The 16,982-nt window shown below is 31.7% G+C and carries 20 protein-coding genes and 1 tRNA gene; 3 read left to right on the top strand and 18 right to left on the bottom strand.

All coding sequences use genetic code 11. From position 1 onward, the window contains the following. Window positions 1-46: 46 nt before the first annotated feature. Window positions 47-1,252 carry a CCA tRNA nucleotidyltransferase gene (locus B5E58_RS05460; RefSeq protein ID WP_158097674.1) on the bottom strand — a complete coding sequence of 402 codons (1,206 nt, stop codon included), beginning with the start codon at window positions 1,250-1,252 and terminating at the stop codon, window positions 47-49. 160 nt (window positions 1,253-1,412) lie between these two features. On the opposite strand from B5E58_RS05460, the gene B5E58_RS05455 reads away from it, so the two are divergent. Continuing rightward, window positions 1,413-1,485, top strand: a tRNA-Lys gene (locus tag B5E58_RS05455). 88 nt (window positions 1,486-1,573) lie between these two features. Further along, window positions 1,574-2,434 (top strand): DMT family transporter, encoded by an 861-nt coding sequence (locus B5E58_RS05450; protein ID WP_088108675.1) that lies wholly within the window; start codon window positions 1,574-1,576, stop codon window positions 2,432-2,434. A gap of 20 nt (window positions 2,435-2,454) precedes the next feature. Here B5E58_RS05450 and thiI read toward each other — a convergent pair whose 3' ends face one another. The 11 genes from thiI to B5E58_RS05395 form a co-directional block, all read right to left on the bottom strand. Next, window positions 2,455-3,630 (bottom strand): tRNA uracil 4-sulfurtransferase ThiI, encoded by a 1,176-nt coding sequence (gene thiI, locus B5E58_RS05445; protein ID WP_088108674.1) that lies wholly within the window; start codon window positions 3,628-3,630, stop codon window positions 2,455-2,457. Window positions 3,631-3,635: 5 nt separating this feature from the next. Continuing rightward, the gene (locus B5E58_RS05440) at window positions 3,636-4,796 is read right to left on the bottom strand and encodes a cysteine desulfurase family protein (RefSeq protein ID WP_088108673.1); all 1,161 of its coding nucleotides are present in this window, start codon (window positions 4,794-4,796) and stop codon (window positions 3,636-3,638) included. Between the two features lie 13 nt (window positions 4,797-4,809). Then, complete coding sequence (locus B5E58_RS05435) at window positions 4,810-5,541, bottom strand: 16S rRNA (uracil(1498)-N(3))-methyltransferase (protein WP_088108672.1); 732 nt, start codon at window positions 5,539-5,541, stop codon at window positions 4,810-4,812. A gap of 15 nt (window positions 5,542-5,556) precedes the next feature. Further along, window positions 5,557-6,537 carry a 50S ribosomal protein L11 methyltransferase gene (prmA, locus tag B5E58_RS05430; RefSeq protein WP_088108671.1) on the bottom strand — a complete coding sequence of 327 codons (981 nt, stop codon included), beginning with the start codon at window positions 6,535-6,537 and terminating at the stop codon, window positions 5,557-5,559. Between the two features lie 19 nt (window positions 6,538-6,556). After that, window positions 6,557-6,835: a hypothetical protein gene (locus B5E58_RS05425; RefSeq protein ID WP_088108670.1), complete on the bottom strand. Its 279-nt coding sequence runs from the start codon at window positions 6,833-6,835 to the stop codon at window positions 6,557-6,559. A 120-nt stretch (window positions 6,836-6,955) separates the two neighbouring features. Then, window positions 6,956-7,186, bottom strand: coding sequence for a 30S ribosomal protein S18 (gene rpsR, locus B5E58_RS05420; protein WP_088108669.1), 231 nt, complete (start codon window positions 7,184-7,186; stop codon window positions 6,956-6,958). A 36-nt stretch (window positions 7,187-7,222) separates the two neighbouring features. Continuing rightward, window positions 7,223-7,690, bottom strand: a complete 468-nt coding sequence (locus B5E58_RS05415; protein WP_088108668.1) for a single-stranded DNA-binding protein — start codon at window positions 7,688-7,690, stop codon at window positions 7,223-7,225. Window positions 7,691-7,707: 17 nt separating this feature from the next. Beyond that, the gene (rpsF, locus tag B5E58_RS05410) at window positions 7,708-7,995 is read right to left on the bottom strand and encodes a 30S ribosomal protein S6 (protein WP_088108667.1); all 288 of its coding nucleotides are present in this window, start codon (window positions 7,993-7,995) and stop codon (window positions 7,708-7,710) included. Window positions 7,996-8,105: 110 nt separating this feature from the next. Further along, window positions 8,106-9,509 (bottom strand): hypothetical protein, encoded by a 1,404-nt coding sequence (locus tag B5E58_RS05405; RefSeq protein WP_088108666.1) that lies wholly within the window; start codon window positions 9,507-9,509, stop codon window positions 8,106-8,108. Beyond that, on the bottom strand, window positions 9,502-10,032 hold the full coding sequence (locus tag B5E58_RS05400; RefSeq protein WP_242956606.1) for a sigma-70 family RNA polymerase sigma factor: 531 nt from the start codon (window positions 10,030-10,032) through the stop codon (window positions 9,502-9,504). Before B5E58_RS05400 ends, B5E58_RS05405 begins: the two co-directional genes overlap by 8 nt. Window positions 10,033-10,112: 80 nt before the next feature. Beyond that, entirely contained in the window at window positions 10,113-10,604 is a 492-nt protein-coding gene (locus B5E58_RS05395; protein ID WP_088108665.1) for a dihydrofolate reductase, read from the bottom strand. Between the two features lie 108 nt (window positions 10,605-10,712). Here B5E58_RS05395 and B5E58_RS05390 point away from each other — a divergent pair, with 108 nt between their 5' ends. Next, a complete protein-coding gene (locus B5E58_RS05390) occupies window positions 10,713-11,366 on the top strand; it encodes an HAD family hydrolase (protein WP_088108664.1) in 654 nt (217 codons plus the stop codon). A gap of 31 nt (window positions 11,367-11,397) precedes the next feature. Here the strand turns inward: B5E58_RS05390 and B5E58_RS05385 are convergent, their stop codons facing one another. The 6 genes from B5E58_RS05385 to B5E58_RS05360 form a co-directional block, all read right to left on the bottom strand. Next, window positions 11,398-12,519 (bottom strand): DUF4179 domain-containing protein, encoded by a 1,122-nt coding sequence (locus B5E58_RS05385; protein WP_088108663.1) that lies wholly within the window; start codon window positions 12,517-12,519, stop codon window positions 11,398-11,400. Continuing rightward, complete coding sequence (locus B5E58_RS05380; RefSeq protein WP_088108662.1) at window positions 12,506-13,003, bottom strand: RNA polymerase sigma factor; 498 nt, start codon at window positions 13,001-13,003, stop codon at window positions 12,506-12,508. Before B5E58_RS05380 ends, B5E58_RS05385 begins: the two co-directional genes overlap by 14 nt. Window positions 13,004-13,135: 132 nt before the next feature. Further along, window positions 13,136-14,605, bottom strand: a complete 1,470-nt coding sequence (gene nagE / locus B5E58_RS05375) for an N-acetylglucosamine-specific PTS transporter subunit IIBC (protein WP_088108661.1) — start codon at window positions 14,603-14,605, stop codon at window positions 13,136-13,138. A gap of 108 nt (window positions 14,606-14,713) precedes the next feature. Then, complete coding sequence (locus B5E58_RS05370) at window positions 14,714-15,196, bottom strand: PTS sugar transporter subunit IIA (RefSeq protein WP_088108660.1); 483 nt, start codon at window positions 15,194-15,196, stop codon at window positions 14,714-14,716. A gap of 26 nt (window positions 15,197-15,222) precedes the next feature. After that, window positions 15,223-16,053, bottom strand: a complete 831-nt coding sequence (gene licT, locus B5E58_RS05365; RefSeq protein ID WP_088108659.1) for a BglG family transcription antiterminator LicT — start codon at window positions 16,051-16,053, stop codon at window positions 15,223-15,225. A 269-nt stretch (window positions 16,054-16,322) separates the two neighbouring features. Continuing rightward, window positions 16,323-16,970 carry an HAD family hydrolase gene (locus tag B5E58_RS05360; protein ID WP_088108658.1) on the bottom strand — a complete coding sequence of 216 codons (648 nt, stop codon included), beginning with the start codon at window positions 16,968-16,970 and terminating at the stop codon, window positions 16,323-16,325. Window positions 16,971-16,982 lie beyond the last annotated feature (12 nt).

Here is a 16,982-nt window from a genome sequence, read left to right as displayed (position 1 = left end):
CAAAATGCCTGTTTTACATACTATGCTGTAAACAGGCATTTTATTATTAAATACACTCTTTTGCTTTTTTTATAAGTATTTCACTTTCATTCATATTAGGGTTTTTATGGACAAAATCTAAAAGTTTAGAAAGTATATCACCTATTTTTTTACCTTTCTCAAAGCCATTATTTATAAGGTCATTTCCTGTTATAGCAAGGTCTTTTTGATATATACACTCTTTTTTATCAATTATATTTCTATAATCATTTAAACCTTTTTCGCCTTTTTCAAAATCTCTTATAAGTGAATACAATTTAAACCACATTTCTATATTTTCAGCCCCCATAATACAGGCTTGTGTTTTTATTTCATAATCATTTTTTGGAAAATCATCATCTATATGCTCAATAAGTTTTGATACAGTTTTTATTGTATTGACATCAAATTTTAAAAATCTAAGTATTTTCTTTGCACCTTCACCGTCAAAACCTTTTAAAAATACACTCCAATATAAAATATCATTATAAGGTTTCATAGAGAGAGCCTTAATTATACTATCTTTTTCACCTACAATTTTTTCATACAATACAGGTGATATTTCAAATAAAAGTCCACTTTCCCACAAAAGTGGTATTTTTTCAATATATTTTCCCTTTATAAGTTTTGATATTTCTTCCCTTATTCTCTCAACACTTATTTTCTTTATAAGGGACACATTATCTTTAAGAGCTTTTAATGTTTCCTCCTCTATTTTAAAACCTATCTGAGCAGAAAATCTCACAGCTCTGAGCATACGCAAAGCATCTTCATTAAATCTTTCAGAAGGATTTCCAACACCTTTTATAATTTTTCTTGATATATCACCAATACCGTCAAATGGGTCTTTGAAACCTTCATCAGGGTGATAAGCTATTGCATTCATTGTAAAATCACGTCTTAAAAGGTCATCTGTAAGTTTTTCAGTAAAAAACACCTGACTTGGGTGACGACAATCTTCATACTCTCCTTCAATTCTGTATGTTGTAATCTCATAATTATTTTTGTTTATAACAGCTGTAACAGTTCCATGTTTTATTCCTGTGTCAAAGGTCTTTTCAAAACACATTTTAACTTCTTCTGGTTTTGCTGATGTTGTCACGTCCCAATCCTCAGGAATTCTCCCTAATATAGCATCTCTTACACAGCCTCCAACAATATAAGCCTCATGACCTTTTTTATTAAGACTTTCAAGTATATATAAAACATCACTTGGAATATCAATTTTTTTCATTCTTATACCTCCCAACGGAAAGAGTATATCATAAAATATCATTATATTTAAAACAAAATATTTTCTTAAATTTTTTTAAGATTTTTTTAAAAATACTGTTGACAAAAATATTAAAATGATGTAATATATCTTTTGCATTCAGCAATAATAAATTAAATATGCACCTTTAGCTCAGTTGGTAGAGCAACTGACTCTTAATCAGTGGGTCCAGGGTTCGAGCCCCTGAAGGTGCAGTAGAAAGGCGACATTTTGGAAAACTTGGAGTTTCCGGGGTGTCGTTTTTATTTTGTTTAAAAATAAATCAGAAGGAAGTTTATAAAAATGTCACAGAAAAAAATAGGAATATTTATAATGATACTATCTGCTTTTATATTTTCTCTTATGCAGATATTTGTAAATCTTACAAGCGGTGAGATACCTCTTATGGAGCAAGTTTTTATAAGAAATACAGTAAGCTTTTTTGTAGCTTTATTTGTCTGTATTCGTGCAAAACAGCCTCTTTTAGGGCCTAAAAAATATCAGCCTGCACTTTTTGCTCGTTCATTTTTCGGTTATTTGGGAGTAATAACACTTTTTTATGCTTCATCAAATGCTTTTCAAGCAGACGTTACAGTTATAAACAAGACATCTCCTTTTATAATAACTGTTTTAGCTTTAATATTTTTTAAAGAGAAAATTTCAAAGGCTCAAGTTATAGCACTTATAACAGCTTTTGCGGGAGTTTTTATATCAGCAGGTCCTAAATTTCATTCATCAGCTTTGGCTATGTCAGCTGCTCTTTTATCAGCAATATTTTCAGCAATAGCCTACACTTGTCTTTCATACTTTAGAGGAAAAGTTGACGGTATGACTGTAATACTCCATTTTTCAGCATTCAGTATAATTTGCAGTATACCATTTTTAATAAATAATTTTGTCATACCTTCACCACAAAATATGCTATTTACATTATGTATAGGTATATGTGGTTCACTGGGACAAATTTGTATTACATACGCTTATAGATTTGCACCTGCTGGAGAGATAAGCATATACAACTATACAGGAATAATATTCTCAATGCTTTTAGGATATTTTGTTTTGGGAGAAAATTTAAGCTCTACAACACTTTTAGGAAGTATATTTGTAGTAGTAGGCTCTTTAATTGTATATTTTAGTAAGAATAAAAAAAATCAGGCATAAGCCTGATTTTTTATTTTAAATCAATATTCAACAACCTCTGTATCCTCAATAGCTTTTTCTATAAATCCATCAAGTTCTGAAAGTTTTGCTTCTATTCTATCAATAACACTTGTTTTAGGTTTTGTTTCTGGGTGTTTTGCAACAAATATTGTACAGCAATCTTCATAAGGTCTTATTGAAATGTCAAAAGTACCTATCTTCTTTGCAATGTCAACAATCTCTTGTTTATCCATACCGGAAAGAGGTCTTAAAACAGGCATATTACAAACAGCATTTATGGCATTAAGTCCCTGCAAAGTCTGACTTGCTACCTGACCAACACTCTCACCAGTAATTAAAGCTAAAGCATTTTCTCTCTCTGCTATAATTTCAGCTGTTTTCATCATTGCCCTTTTTAAGAATATTGTTAATTTATCATGGGGAACATTGTCCAAAAGATAAAGTTGTAAATCTGTAAAAGGCACAATATGAAGTTTTATTCCACCTGTAAAACAAGCTATTCTCTCGGCAAGGTCACAAACTTTCTGTTTTGCCCACTCACTTGTATAAGGTGGGCTATGGAAGTATACAGCCTCAATCTCAACACCTCTTTTAGCTATTGTCCAAGCAGCAACAGGGCTATCTATACCACCTGAAAGCAAAGCAACAGCTTTTCCAGAAGAACCAACAGGAAGACCACCAAAAGTTTTTATAAGTTTTGAATATATATAAGCGTCTGTTCTAAGTTCAACATTCAAAACTATTTCTGGATTATGAACATCAACTGTAAGATTATCTGTATTTTCAAGAACATATCCCCCTATATCAGCTGCAATCTCTTTTGATGAGAGAGGATATCTTTTATCAGCACGTTTAGCTTTAACTTTAAAAGTATAGTTTTTATCACTACACTGTTCTCTCATCTGCTCAAGGGCAAGTTTTCTTAAATTTTCCATACTTTGGTCTTGTGTCTTTATACCGGGACAAACTGCAATTATACCAAATATAGGTGTAACTTTAGGTATAATTCTATCAAAGTCAATCTCTGTTCCTCTTGACTCAATTATAAGACGACCTTGTTCTTTTACAACGTAAAAATCACCTTCATCATCAATATTTTTTCTTATTGCAGACACAAGTCTTGATATAAAAAGATATCTATTATTTCCACGCATGGCAATTTCACCATACTTTAAAATAAGAACTTTTTCCGCCATTATTTTTATCTCCTCATTCTCTGTACTCTTCTAAGCATAGGAACTATTTTGGTAAGCTCCTCAACGCATTTTTCAGCTTCCAAAACTGTATTAAATCTTGAAAAACTAAATCTTATTGAGCCTTCTATCAAGTCAGGCTCAATATTCATAGCCAAAAGAACATGACTTAAAGCTTTCTTTTTACTATCACAGGCAGAACCTGCTGATACATATATATCTTTCTCCTCAAGGGCATGAAGAAGAACTTCACTTCTTATGTCTTTAAAGGCAACATTTAAAACATAAGGATTTGAATTTTCAACAGTATCACCGTTTATATAAACCTCCGGAATATTACTTGAAATACCCTCCCAGAGAGCTTTTTTAATCTGTCTTACATATTCTGTATGTTCATCAATGTTTTTATAGCTGTCTGTGGCAGAATTGGCAATAGCTGCTGCTCCAGCTGCATTTTCTGTCCCTGCCCTTTGACCTCTCTGATGACCACCGCCGTATATAAGAGGTTTAACTTTTAAACCTTTTTTAATATAGTTAAATCCTGTACCCTTTGGAGCATGGAATTTATGACCACTTACAGTAAGTATATCTATATTCATTTTTTTAACGTTTATAGTACATTTTCCAAAGGCTTGGACAGCGTCTGTATGAAAAATAGTTTCAGGATTTTTTTCTTTTATTACTTTTCCTATTTTCTCAATATCTTGAACTGTTCCTGTCTCATTGTTGGCAAATATTATTGTGACAAGTATTGTGTCATCTCTTATCATATCTTTTAATTTGTCAACATCTACATAACCCATATTATCCACAGGAACGAAAGAAATTTCATATCCTCTTTGTTCAAGAATTTTTAAAGGTTCTAAAACAGCAGGGTGCTCTGTTTCAGTTGTTATAATATGTTTTCCACTTCTCACATAACCTTCAGCAGTTCCAAAAATAGCCCAGTTGTCACCCTCAGAGCCGCCAGAAGTAAAATATATCTCATCTTCATTGGCATTTATAATATTAACTATTGTTTTTGATGAGTTTCTTATTATTTTTTCAACCTCAAGACCTTTTCTGCTCATTGATGCCGGATTGGCATACTGATTAAGCATAATATCCCTCATAATATCAGCTGAGGAGTCAAGTATTCTTGTTGTTGCAGAATTGTCAAAATATATCATTATGTATCACCTCTCAGCCAAGTTCATAAAGGAGTATTGAAAGAGCAGAAAGACCTGCTGTTTCAGTTCTCAAAATTCTTTTACCTAAAGTCACAGGCAAAACACCTTTTTCAACAGAAAGATTTATTTCATCTGTTGAAAATCCACCTTCCGGACCTATAAACATAGCCACAGTTTTTCCGTGAAAATCTTTTACAAACTCACGTATTCCCCTATCTTTTTCATTTTCATAAGGAATAATTGCACCATCAAAATTTTTAGATATTTCCACAGCCTCTTTAAAATTGATAACAGGTTTTATGGTTGGTATTTTACCTCTGCCAGACTGTTTTGCAGCTGACTCAGAAATTTTCTGCCATCTCTCAATTTTTTTAGCTTCTTTATCCTTTTTATCAAGTTTTACAATACATCTTTCTGTATAAACAGGAACAATTTCATCAATTCCAAGTTCAACACATTTCTGTATTATAAGTTCCATTTTATCAGCCTTTGGCAAGCCCTGAAAAAGTGTTATTTTTGTTTCAGGTTCAGACACAGAATTGGACTTCGAAACAATATCAAGTAAAATTTCTTTATCAACAAATGAATTTATACTACATTCATAATCCATTCCACAGCCGTCACAGACAGTTAAACTTTCTCCTTCTCTCATTCTGAGAACGGTTTTTATATGTTTTGCGTCCTCTCCTGACACAATTATATTTTCATTTTTTATATTTTGTGGAGATACAAAAAATCTAGGCATTTTTTATATACCTCCTTATTTGCCTGTATATCTTGAAACAATAGCAGCCCAGTCTTTTTTAGTTTTTGTCTCAAGAACAGTAAATCCGTTTTCATCAAGGGCATTATACACATCATCAAGTCTGTCTGTTATTATACCACTTGATATAAATATTCCATTATCTTTTATGAAAGCAGGAACCATTTTTGAAAGAGCAACTATAATATCAGCAACTATATTTGCTTCAACAACATCATAAGATTTTGTTGCAAATTTCTCATAAAGCTCTTTATCTCCAAGAATATTTCCAGCCATTACATTATATTTTTCTCTTGGAATATCGTTCATGTCAGAGTTTTCATAGGCAATCTCTATTGCATTAGGGTCAATATCTACAGCATCAGCATAGGAAGCACCTACAAGAAGGGAAGCTATTGAAAGAATACCACTTCCACAACCTATATCAAGTATTTTGTCTCCCTCTTTAACATAGTTTTCAATATGTTCAATACAAAGCTGTGTTGTCTCATGAGTACCTGTACCAAAAATATGTCCTGGGTCAATTTTAAGTATAATTTTGTCTGTCTCCTCTTTGAGTTCTTCCCATGAAGGTTTAATCATAATTTTGTCACCTATTGGGAAAGGTTTGAAATATTTTTTCCAATTATTAGCCCAATCTTCTTCTTTTATGTTTTTAAATTTAACATTTAAAGTTCCAAGGTCAAATTCTTTTTCATTCTCTTTTAATGAAGCAAGACCGCTTTTTATCTGTGAAAGCATTTCATTTCCAGAAGCATTATCAGTAACAAAAAATGTTATTCCAACTCCTGCTTCTCTTTTTATCTCCACAAGTTCCTCATCTATATAATCCCAGTTGCTGTTTGGATTTTCCATAAATTCTTTAAAATCGTTTTCATCTTCTATCATAAGCCCTGTTATACCACACTGATATAAAAGACCACTTACAATTTCGATACCCTCTCTAGTTGTCTCAACAAAAATTTCAAGCCAGTCCATAACTTCCTCCTAAAAAATTTTATCCAAAAATAGTGTTATAATTTTTATTTAAAATATAATCAGCTCTTTCAAAATCGTCTTTTTTTACATATATAATATACTCTCTGCTAAGTTCAAGATTTTCACCTAAAGTGGCTGTGTGTGCTCTTGAACCTGAAGAAAAAGGTGAAGGGCTTTTCTGGTCTACTATTTTTATATTGTAATCAATACCTTCATTTCTTAAAAGTTCTCTTATAACTCCTTGTTGTTTCATATTAAAAACTGTAACAAGCTCTTTTCGATTTAAAATAGTAATCATAAAACCACCTCTTTTTAATTTTAAATATTATAGTATTATAAGTATAACTAATTATATCATAAACTTTCTTTGTAAACAAAAAGAGTGCAGAAAAGTTCTGCACCCTTTATTATATGCTTATTAATCCTGTGTATAAGGCATAAGGCTGATGTGTCTAGCTCTCTTAATAGCTGTTGTTAAAGCTCTCTGATGTTTAGCACAGTTGCCTGTAATTCTTCTTGGAAGAATTTTACCTCTTTCAGAAACATATCTTCTTAATTTGCTGATATCTTTGTAATCTATTGTTGTTAATTTGTCAGCACAAGCTGCACAAACTCTTTTTTTTCTACGACCACGTTTTTTCTGAATCATGTCTGCTACCTCCTTATTAGATTTTACATTTTTATATTAGAAAGGTAAATCGTCATCCTCTATACTTTCGTCTATTGGATAGAAACCATCATTTACAGGAGCACTTTTTGGTGCTTGCTGTTGTGGCTGGTATGAATTAGAAGACATAGGACTTTCAGAAAGCCCACCTCTCTGCTCGTAATTTGATTTACTTTCAGCAAAGTACTGTTCTTCTATAACAACATCAGTAGACCATCTTTTCTGCCCGTTCTGGTCATCCCAAGAACGCACCTGAAGTCTTCCGATAACACTTACCATCTGACCTTTTCTAAAATATTTCTCTGCAAACTCACCTGCTTTGCCAAAAGCCACGCAGCCAATAAAGTCTGCGTCAGGCTCTCCCTGGCGTTTAAAACGGCGGTTTACTGCCAATGTATATCTTGCGACAGCCATCGGCTCTGCTCCTTGTGAGTATCTCACTTCAGGCTCTTTTACGAGTCTTCCCATCAAAATGACCTTATTCATGTCATTACCCCCTTAGCTTACGCTTCTTTACGAACAATGAGGTAACGAAGTACGTCTTCCATGATACGTACACGGCTTTCGATTTCAGCTGGTGCTGTTGCTGGAGCTTCAAATGTTATAAAGCTGAAGAATCCTTCGTTTACTTTTTTGATTTCATAAGCAAGTCTTCTTTTACCCCAGTCATCAACTTTCTCGATTTTGCCTCCAAATCTTTCGATGAGTGCCTGAACTTTAGCAGCAACCTCTGTTCTTGCTTCTTCCTCGATAGCTGGACTGATAACTAACGCTAATTCGTATTTGTTCATTACATTACACCTCCTCTTGGACTTATGGCCCTCCAACATTGTAGAGAGCAAGGATTTTTAACTTACAGTCACATATTTTATCATAAAAACCTCATTGTTGCAAGCTATTTTTAATTTTTTTCAAGAATTATTTCATTAGCTCCCATTATTATTTTTTCTGCATTAGAAACATCTATTGGTTCAACAAAATTATATTTAAGAGCATAATTCTCTTCCATATCTCCAGTCTCATCAAGACTCCATTCTGAGCTTGAAGAACCATAAACATCAATTTCTTTTCCATTTATAACTACTTTAGGGTCTATATCATAAAGTCTCATATTGCCTTTTTCAGAATATCCCCTAAATGTTATTCCAATAGGTGAAAGGGCATAACTTGTTATACGTCCGTCACCCATTTTAAAATCACAATTGCCAGTAAAAACATTTTCAAGTTTATCAACTTTAAATGATATATTCCAAGAACCTTTTATTACATTTCTATAATACTCATATTCTGGAAAAACACTTATATTTCTAAGATTTTTCATTGAATTTGAAAATTCATCAACAGCAAAAACAGTTTCACAATAATACCAACCATTACGACTTTCTTCATCGTCAGTTTTTACTACTCCTTTCTCTGATGTTGAAAACTCTCTATAAACAATAGGCATTTCAAAAAAATCTTTTTCACCATCATTAAATCTGAAAAACATCCTAGCCTGTTGTGAAACTTCTCCTTTATATTTAAACTGTAAATGTATATTATTATTTATAATTCCACAGTTTGATATTAAAATACTTCCATCATCATTTATAGGTATACTTGTTTCGTCAGGTTTAAGCATATATTGTGGAAATTTTTCTCCGTCTGTATCATATACAACTTTATCGGCTGATATAACTGTGGCATCTTTATTTATTATGCCAAACATATTAAACCCTTTTCCTTTACCATCACTCTTTTCAAGATTTGACATAATATCATTAGCATTAAGTGTAATATCTTTATTTTCAAGATTTTTACCGTCAATACTGATTTTCATTATAACACTTTCACCATTGTTATCATAGCCCACAGAGTCAACAGAATATCCCATAGAGTCATTACCTTCAACAAGGTTTAAATAAAGCTCTCTTATTTCTGCTGTATCGTCAATTCTTCCTTCTTTTAATTTATCTTCCATAACAATATATGCCACAGCAGAATTACCATCTGTCATTGCAGCAGCAACATCAACTTTTATACCACTTACCTCTGTATTTTCAAGAGAAGGAAAAGCTTTAAGTATACCTGTTTCATAGGTATCACCAAGTTTATCTTTTACTCTGTCAAATATTGATGTTGCACCTATAACACAGGCAGATATGGCAAATACAGCACATATACATACAGCCACTTTAAATATATTAGGTCTTATTGCAGACTTTTTTTCACAATAAACTTCTCTCTCTATTCTCTTTTTCAAATCATCGGTAAAGCGGACATCTTCAAGAATATTATCTATTTCATCTTTAAATATTCTACTCATAATACCAGTCCTCCAACGCATTTTTAAGTTTATCTCTACCTCTTTTAAGTCTTACAGACACAGTACCTTCAGGAATTCCCAAGACTTTCGAGATTTCAGGGATTTTAAGCTCACTGTAATAATATAACAATATAACTTCCCTATATCTTGGTTGTAGCTTCATAACTTCACCAAGTATCCCTTCATGCTCAATATTTTTATTAAAATTATCATGATATGGGCTGTCAGGCATTGTATCACTTGGAAAAATTCTTTTAAACCAAGCTCGTCTCATATAACTTTTACATACATTAACAGCAATTTTTGTTATCCAAGTTTTCTCACTACATTCATTCCTAAAATTGCCCATATTTTTATAAACACTGACAAAAGTATCCTGAACAGCATCTTCCGCAAGACTATAATCCTTAAGATACATATAACATAACCTTAAAAGGCTGGTTCCATAACAATCCATAAGCTCATCAAGTTCCATTTGACCTTTATCATCAGCCTCTTGGTCTATAATGTCAGCACCTGTCATAAGGATTACCTCCTTTATATAATAGACTTTTATAACTCAAAAATTCTTTCATTTTTTATAAAAATTTATTTTATTAAACGTTATTTTCTTTTATATGTAATGTATCTGAAAGGAATATTTTGTTGATAAAATATATCACTCATCTCAGATATATACCAATCTTCACTCTCATCAAAGTTCATAATAAAAGTATCAGCATTTTCAAAATCATAATCTATTTTTGTAACAATAGCAGTATCACACATATCAATCATCTGATTATATATCTGACCTCCACCAACAACAAAAGTATCTTTATCAACATATTTTTTACTTTCTTCAACAGCTTCTTCAATACTTTTACACACAACAGCTTTTTCATTTTTATACACAGAATTTCTTGTAACTATAATATTAATTCTATCAACAAGTGGTTTTTTATTTGGAAAAGTCTCAAGGGTTTTTCTACCTAATATAATTACATTTCCTATTGTAATCTCTCTAAATCTTTTTAAATCTTCATCTATTCTTAAAAGTAAATCTCCATTTTTACCTATTGCCCAATTTTTATCAACAGCAACTATAATTTTCATTTCATTCTCCTATCAAAATCTTTAATGAATTAATATTAATTTAATTGTAATAATAGCTAATATAGTATATCATAAAACTAAAAATCATTGAAATAGGAGGAGATACTTTTGGTTTTAAAAGCTGATTATTTTATATTTGATATGGACGGACTTATGATAGACTCCGAAATGGTTGCATATAAAATTTGGAAAGAAGAATTAGAAAGTAATGGTTATAAATTAGACTTAGATTTTTATAAACAATTTATAGGTGTTCCTGATGAAGATATGGCAAAGGGATTTTTTGAAGAATACGGAAAGGATTTTCCATATTATGAATTTATGGAAAAATATCTTAAAAAAAGAAGTGAAATTTATAAAACTGAAGGTGTCCCTTTAAAATATGGTCTTGTAGAACTTCTTGACAAATTAAAAAACAAAAATAAAACTCTTGCTGTTGCTACATCAAGTAAAAGAGATGTTGTTGAAATGATATTAAAAAAACAAAATGTATTTCATTACTTTGACCATTTTATAACTTGTGATGATGTAGTAAAACACAAACCAGAACCAGAAGTATTTTTAAAGGCTCTTGAAATTGGAGGATTTAAAGCTGAAAACTCCTTTGTATTGGAAGACTCTGAAAATGGCTTAAAAGCTGCTCATGGTGCTGGAATAAGAAGTATATTTATAAAAGATATGGTTGAACCTAAAAAAGAAGTTCTTGATACTGTTTATTACAGGGGAGAAAATCTTTTTGAGATTTCAAAGATAGTTGAATAAAAAAAATCGGGCATATGCCCGATTTTTCTATTTAATTTATATAATATTTTTTACCACAAACTTCTATATAATCGATATTTTCTAAATCTATAATTTCATCAGATTTTAATATTCTTTCCATATATGCCATATCTTTTTCTGTTTCACAATTTGCCTTTTGACTTCTAAAATCAACAGAATTTCCGTCTTTCATAACAACATTTATAGTCAAATCATAGTCACAAAAATCATTATATTCAAGTCCTTCAAGTTTTTTATCATTAATCCATTCAGAAGGCAAATGAGAATAAGTCTCTCTATGACTTACAGGTCTATAATGATGATTTTCACAGCTACCACCTTCAACTCTAACAATAACAGAAATAGGAGAAACTGAAATTTCTGTCAAAGTAGCTTTACCTCCATATATATCGACTTCATCATTAGGAGTCATTATTATAGCTGTACTTTCAAAATTTAAAGGAATATTATCAAAAACCCACTTATGCTTATTTACATCTTTAAAATCCTCTGTAATCTCATATCTTTTATAATCTTTCGTTCCAGCATTTTCAACAATAACATCGTACAATCCTTTGAATGTTATTTTTGCTGTCTTACCTTCAAAATCTTCACCTTTTTCAGCCCAAAAATCATTTACAGCTATCATGCCAGTAAGGGTATGTTCATCAACAACATCAAAATTATCTCCATTAGAACCCCAACCAATAAGACTATTATCTCCAATAGAAACATCTATACTATCAAAACAATAATATCTATCTTTATAAAACTTTATATTTTCAGGAGATTTAATTTCAAAACCTATCATTATATTTTTATTGTCCCCTGCAATATCTGTAATAGTAACTGTCCAACCATTCCAAGTTTTTGAAATTCCAACTTTTGAAACCTTTTCACTAAATTCTGAAATAGCATTTTCAGAGCCTTTAAGTTTAGTTTTAATAATATTTCCAAATTCAACAGCTGCATATCCTCCAACAGAAATACATAAAGTGGCAATAAGGGCTGCTAATATAAATTTAAGAGGTGTTATCCTTTTTTTCATAACAAATTCCTCCTTTTTTGCAGCTTCAAATATTTTATTTGTAAGCTGTTCTTTTTCTTCATGGTTGAATTTTATATTTTCAAAATCATTTTTAAAGTCCTTCATAATCCACCTCCATATATTTCTTTATCATATTTCTAGCACGGCTTAATCTTTTTCTAACAGCAGAAGGAGAAATCCCCAAAATATCAGAAGTTTCATCGGATGTAAAACCTTCTATACAACAGAAGTATATTATATTTCTATATTTTTCAGGAAGTTTTTTTATAATATCCAAAATCTCCATTTCATCATAATGACTACTTAAAAAACTTGTATTTTCATATTTATCAATAGATACATTCTTTTTAAATCTACTACTTTTAAGTATATCTTTACATTCATTTACAGCTATTTTTATTATGTATGACCTTTCTTTTCTATAATCTTCAAAAACCATATTCTTTTTCATAAGTTTTATGTAGATGTTTTGACATATATCAAAGGCATCTTCCTTTGAAAGTGAGTATGTAATACATATCCTAAGTATTATATCTGAATATGTATTTACAAAATATTCAGCCTTTTCTCTTGTTTTCCAATCATTCATATTTTCACCCCTTTCACTTATAAAACGAATAATAACATCTATATGTGACAAAGGGTATAACAATATTTACAAACAAAAAAAGAGTATCCCAAATGGGATACCCTTAAAAACTTTTATGTAATATTTTAATTATTATCTAGCAAGTTTTTTGAACTCATCAGCAACAAACTGTACCTGTGTACCAACGATAACCTGAACACTTGTTTTTCCAGGTCTCATAACACCTGCAACACCTGCTGATTTGATTAATTTTTCATTTACAAGAGACTGGTCTTTAACTTCAAGTCTTAATCTTGTAATACAGTTGTCAATGCTTGTAAGGTTGTCTTTACCGCCAACACCTTCAAGTATTATTCTAGCAACTTCTGTGAAGTCGTTATTTGAAAGAGTTACTTTTGTTTCATCTGTGTCATCATCTTCACGACCTGGTGTCTTGAAGTTGAAAGCTTTGATTGCTACACGGAATACTACATAGTAGATTATACCAACAACGATTGCTATTGGAAGTATCATCCATGGGTTCTGTGCTAATGGTGTGAAAGAACTTAAAATCCAGTCGATAGCACCACCAGAGAATGAGAAACCAACTCTAACTGGAAGAGCAACTGTGATACCTGCTGTAATACCTGCAAGTAAAGCATGGATTAAGTAAAGTCCAGGAGCAAGGAACATGAATGAGAATTCAATTGGTTCTGTAACACCTGTTAATATTGAACAGAAAGCTGCTGAAGCAAGAAGACCATAAACCATTTTCTTTTTGCCTGGTTTTGCTGAATGATACATAGCAAGACAAGCAGCTGGAAGACCAAGCATCATGAATGGGAAGAAACCTGTCATGTACATACCTGTCTGTCCGTAAACACCTGTGCCACCCCAGAAGTTTCCAAGGTCATTGATACCTGCAACGTCAAACCAGAATACTGAGTTGAGTGCGTGGTGAAGACCAAATGGGATAAGTAAACGGTTGAAGAATGCATAGATACCAGCACCAAGAGCGCCCATACCTAAGAATGTTTCACCAAGTTTTACAAGTAATCCGTACAATACTGGCCATACGAAGAATAATATAGCTGCTGCTACGATTGATGTAAGTGCTGTTACGATAGCAACTGCACGTTTACCACTAAAGAATGCAAGTGCATCTGGAAGTTTTGTTCCTTTGAACTTATTATAACATTTAGAACCTATAATACCTGCTAAAATACCAACAAACTGGTTCTGGATTTTTGCGAAAGCTGGGTCAGCTTCTGCACCAGTAAGACCTGCTACTGTACCAGAATTTAAGAGTGTTGTAATCATAAGGAATGATACAAGACCTGCAAGACCTGCTGTTCCGTCTCCGTCATCTGACATACCAACAGCAACACCGATTGCAAAAAGCCAGTGCATGTTATCAATGAGTGCTCCACCTGCTTTAATTAAGAAAAATCCAATAGTATAAAGTGCACCGCTTGTTGCGTAACCGTTTAATTCTGCAACTGCCGCTCCTGCCATAACTCCAGGTGCGAGTATGTATCCAAGACCCATAAGGATACCAGCCGCTGGAAGACAAGCAACAGGAAGCATTAAAGATTTACCAAGTTTCTGGAAAAACTTCATCATAATAATATACCCCTTTCTTCTGCCTTTTTGGCTTATAATATTTTTTATATTAATCCGCAGTCCGTAAACCTGCGGATTATATACATTAATTAATAAAGTAATAGATGATTAAAGTTCGATTATTGTATCAAGTTCTTTTACAGCTCCTGTATGAACTTTCATATTAGGATAATCTGCTGAATTACATATAACAACTGGTGTTATAACATCAAAACCTTTTCCTTTTATTGCATCAATATCAAATTCAATAAGAAGGTCTCCCGCTTTAACTTTATCTCCCTGAGATTTATGCGCTGTATAGTGTTCACCTTTAAGGCTTACTGTATCAAGTCCAACATGAACAAGAACTTCAGCCCCATTATTAGCAGTAATGCTTACTGCGTGTTTTGTATCAAACATAACTGTAAGTGTTCCATCAATTGGAGCAACAACTCTTCCTTTTGCTGGTTTTATTGCTATTCCTTTTCCAAGGAGTTCTTCACTAAATGTAGGGTCTGATACTTCTTTTATTGATACTGCTTCACCTTCAACTGGTGCAAGAATTTTTACAGTATCTTTTCCTCCAAACATTTTTTTCAATCCTTCAAACATTCTAAAATTCCCCTTTCCCTAAAATACTATATCATTCTTAATCTTTTTATGTGTACGGCAAGGTATATTGTCTCCTCGTCCGTCACCTCTTTATCATACGCTTCCTTAATATATTCTTTGATTTTTATACTACATTTATACTCTTCAGGATACATACCTGATATAAGAGTATTAAATTCAATATTGTCGCTATTAAGCATATTGTCAGCTATAACTCTTTGGGCAAGAAATCTTAAATGCGTTATAAAACGCTGATAGTCAAGAGATTCTTCGTCCATATTCATGGAAAAATAATCTTTTACTATTTCAACAGCATTATGTATAAGGTTTGTAATGTCTGTTATATCACGCATATTACTTGTATATTCTGCATTGACTATGTGAAGAGCAATAAATCCAGCTTCTGCCGATGAAAGTTTTAATTTCAATTTTTGCTCTATAAGTCTTACAGCATACTCACCTATAAGGTATTCTTCTTTATAAAATGTTTTAACATCATTAAGAAGAGGATTTGAAAACTGAATTCCATTTTTAAATCTCTGTATAGCAAAACTTATATGGTCAGTAAGTGTGATATATATATTCTCATTAAGTCTTCTATTTAAAACACTTTTGGCATAAGATATTATTTCTGCTGAAACCTCTATATGTTCAAGTGGCATTTTTCTTAAAAGCTCTTTAAATTTTTCAAGACCACTTTCATCGTCCATTCTGAAGATTTTTTCTATTTTATCTTCCTTAAGGACTTTTCCACTTTTTGTTCCAAAACCTATGCCTCTACCCATGACAACAATTTCTTTTCCATCATTGTCAATACAGCTTACAATATTATTATTTATTATTTTATCAATCTTCATGGCTGTGCACTCACCTTCTATGGGAAAAAAAAAACCAATTTTGATTTATATAAAAGTACAAAACTATTCATATAAATCAAAATTGGTTTTGCCTGCCTTCCCAGTAACAATCCAAAAACTATCAAATTGAATACATCTACAATATAACTTATGTATCACATAAAGTCAATAGCTTTTTTTCACTTTGTAGATTTTCAATATATTTTAACCAACTTTTTTATGCATAAAAACCATATATATTAAATATAATCTGTCTTTATGTATAAGATTTATATTTTTGATATCTCTAATATATCCAAAGGTTTCTCAGCTATATATTTAGCTCCTGTTTCAATGAGAACTTCTCTATCTCTAAATCCCCATGTAACTCCAATAGAATCAACACCTGCATTTTTTGCTGTTTCCATATCTGTGTCAGAGTCTCCTATATATAAAACACATTCTTTTTTTGAGTCAAGTATTCTTAAAGCCTCAAAAACACTATCTGGAGCAGGTTTTTTTGCTATTCCTTCTCTCTCACCAACAGCAATATCAATAAGGTCGCCAAAATAATCTTTACAAAGCTCTTTTACAGCTCTATCAAATTTATTTGAAACAACTCCAACTTTCATATTATTGTCTTTTAAAGTTTTTAAAAGCTCCATAATACCTTCATAGGGTGCAGTTTTATTTCTCATATTTTTAGAATAATACTCTTTAAAATCTTTTATACACTGGTCAATAACACTATCATCAACATCATTTGGTAAAGCTCTTACCATAAGTTTTCTTACGCCTTCGCCTACAAAACTTCGTACTTCCTCAACAGTTCTTTTTTTATATCCATTTTTTTCAAGAGCAAAATTAGTACTGTCTGCTAAATCGTTAATTGTATTCAAAAGTGTACCATCAAGGTCAAATATAAATGTATTTTTCAAATCTTTTCTTCC

It is taken from the genome of Tyzzerella sp. An114, assembly GCF_002161055.1.
GTDB classification, from domain to species: domain Bacteria; phylum Bacillota; class Clostridia; order Lachnospirales; family Anaerotignaceae; genus Fimicola; species Fimicola cottocaccae.
Note: the sequence above shows the minus strand (reverse complement) of the source record. Positions and strands in the feature narration are given on the sequence as shown.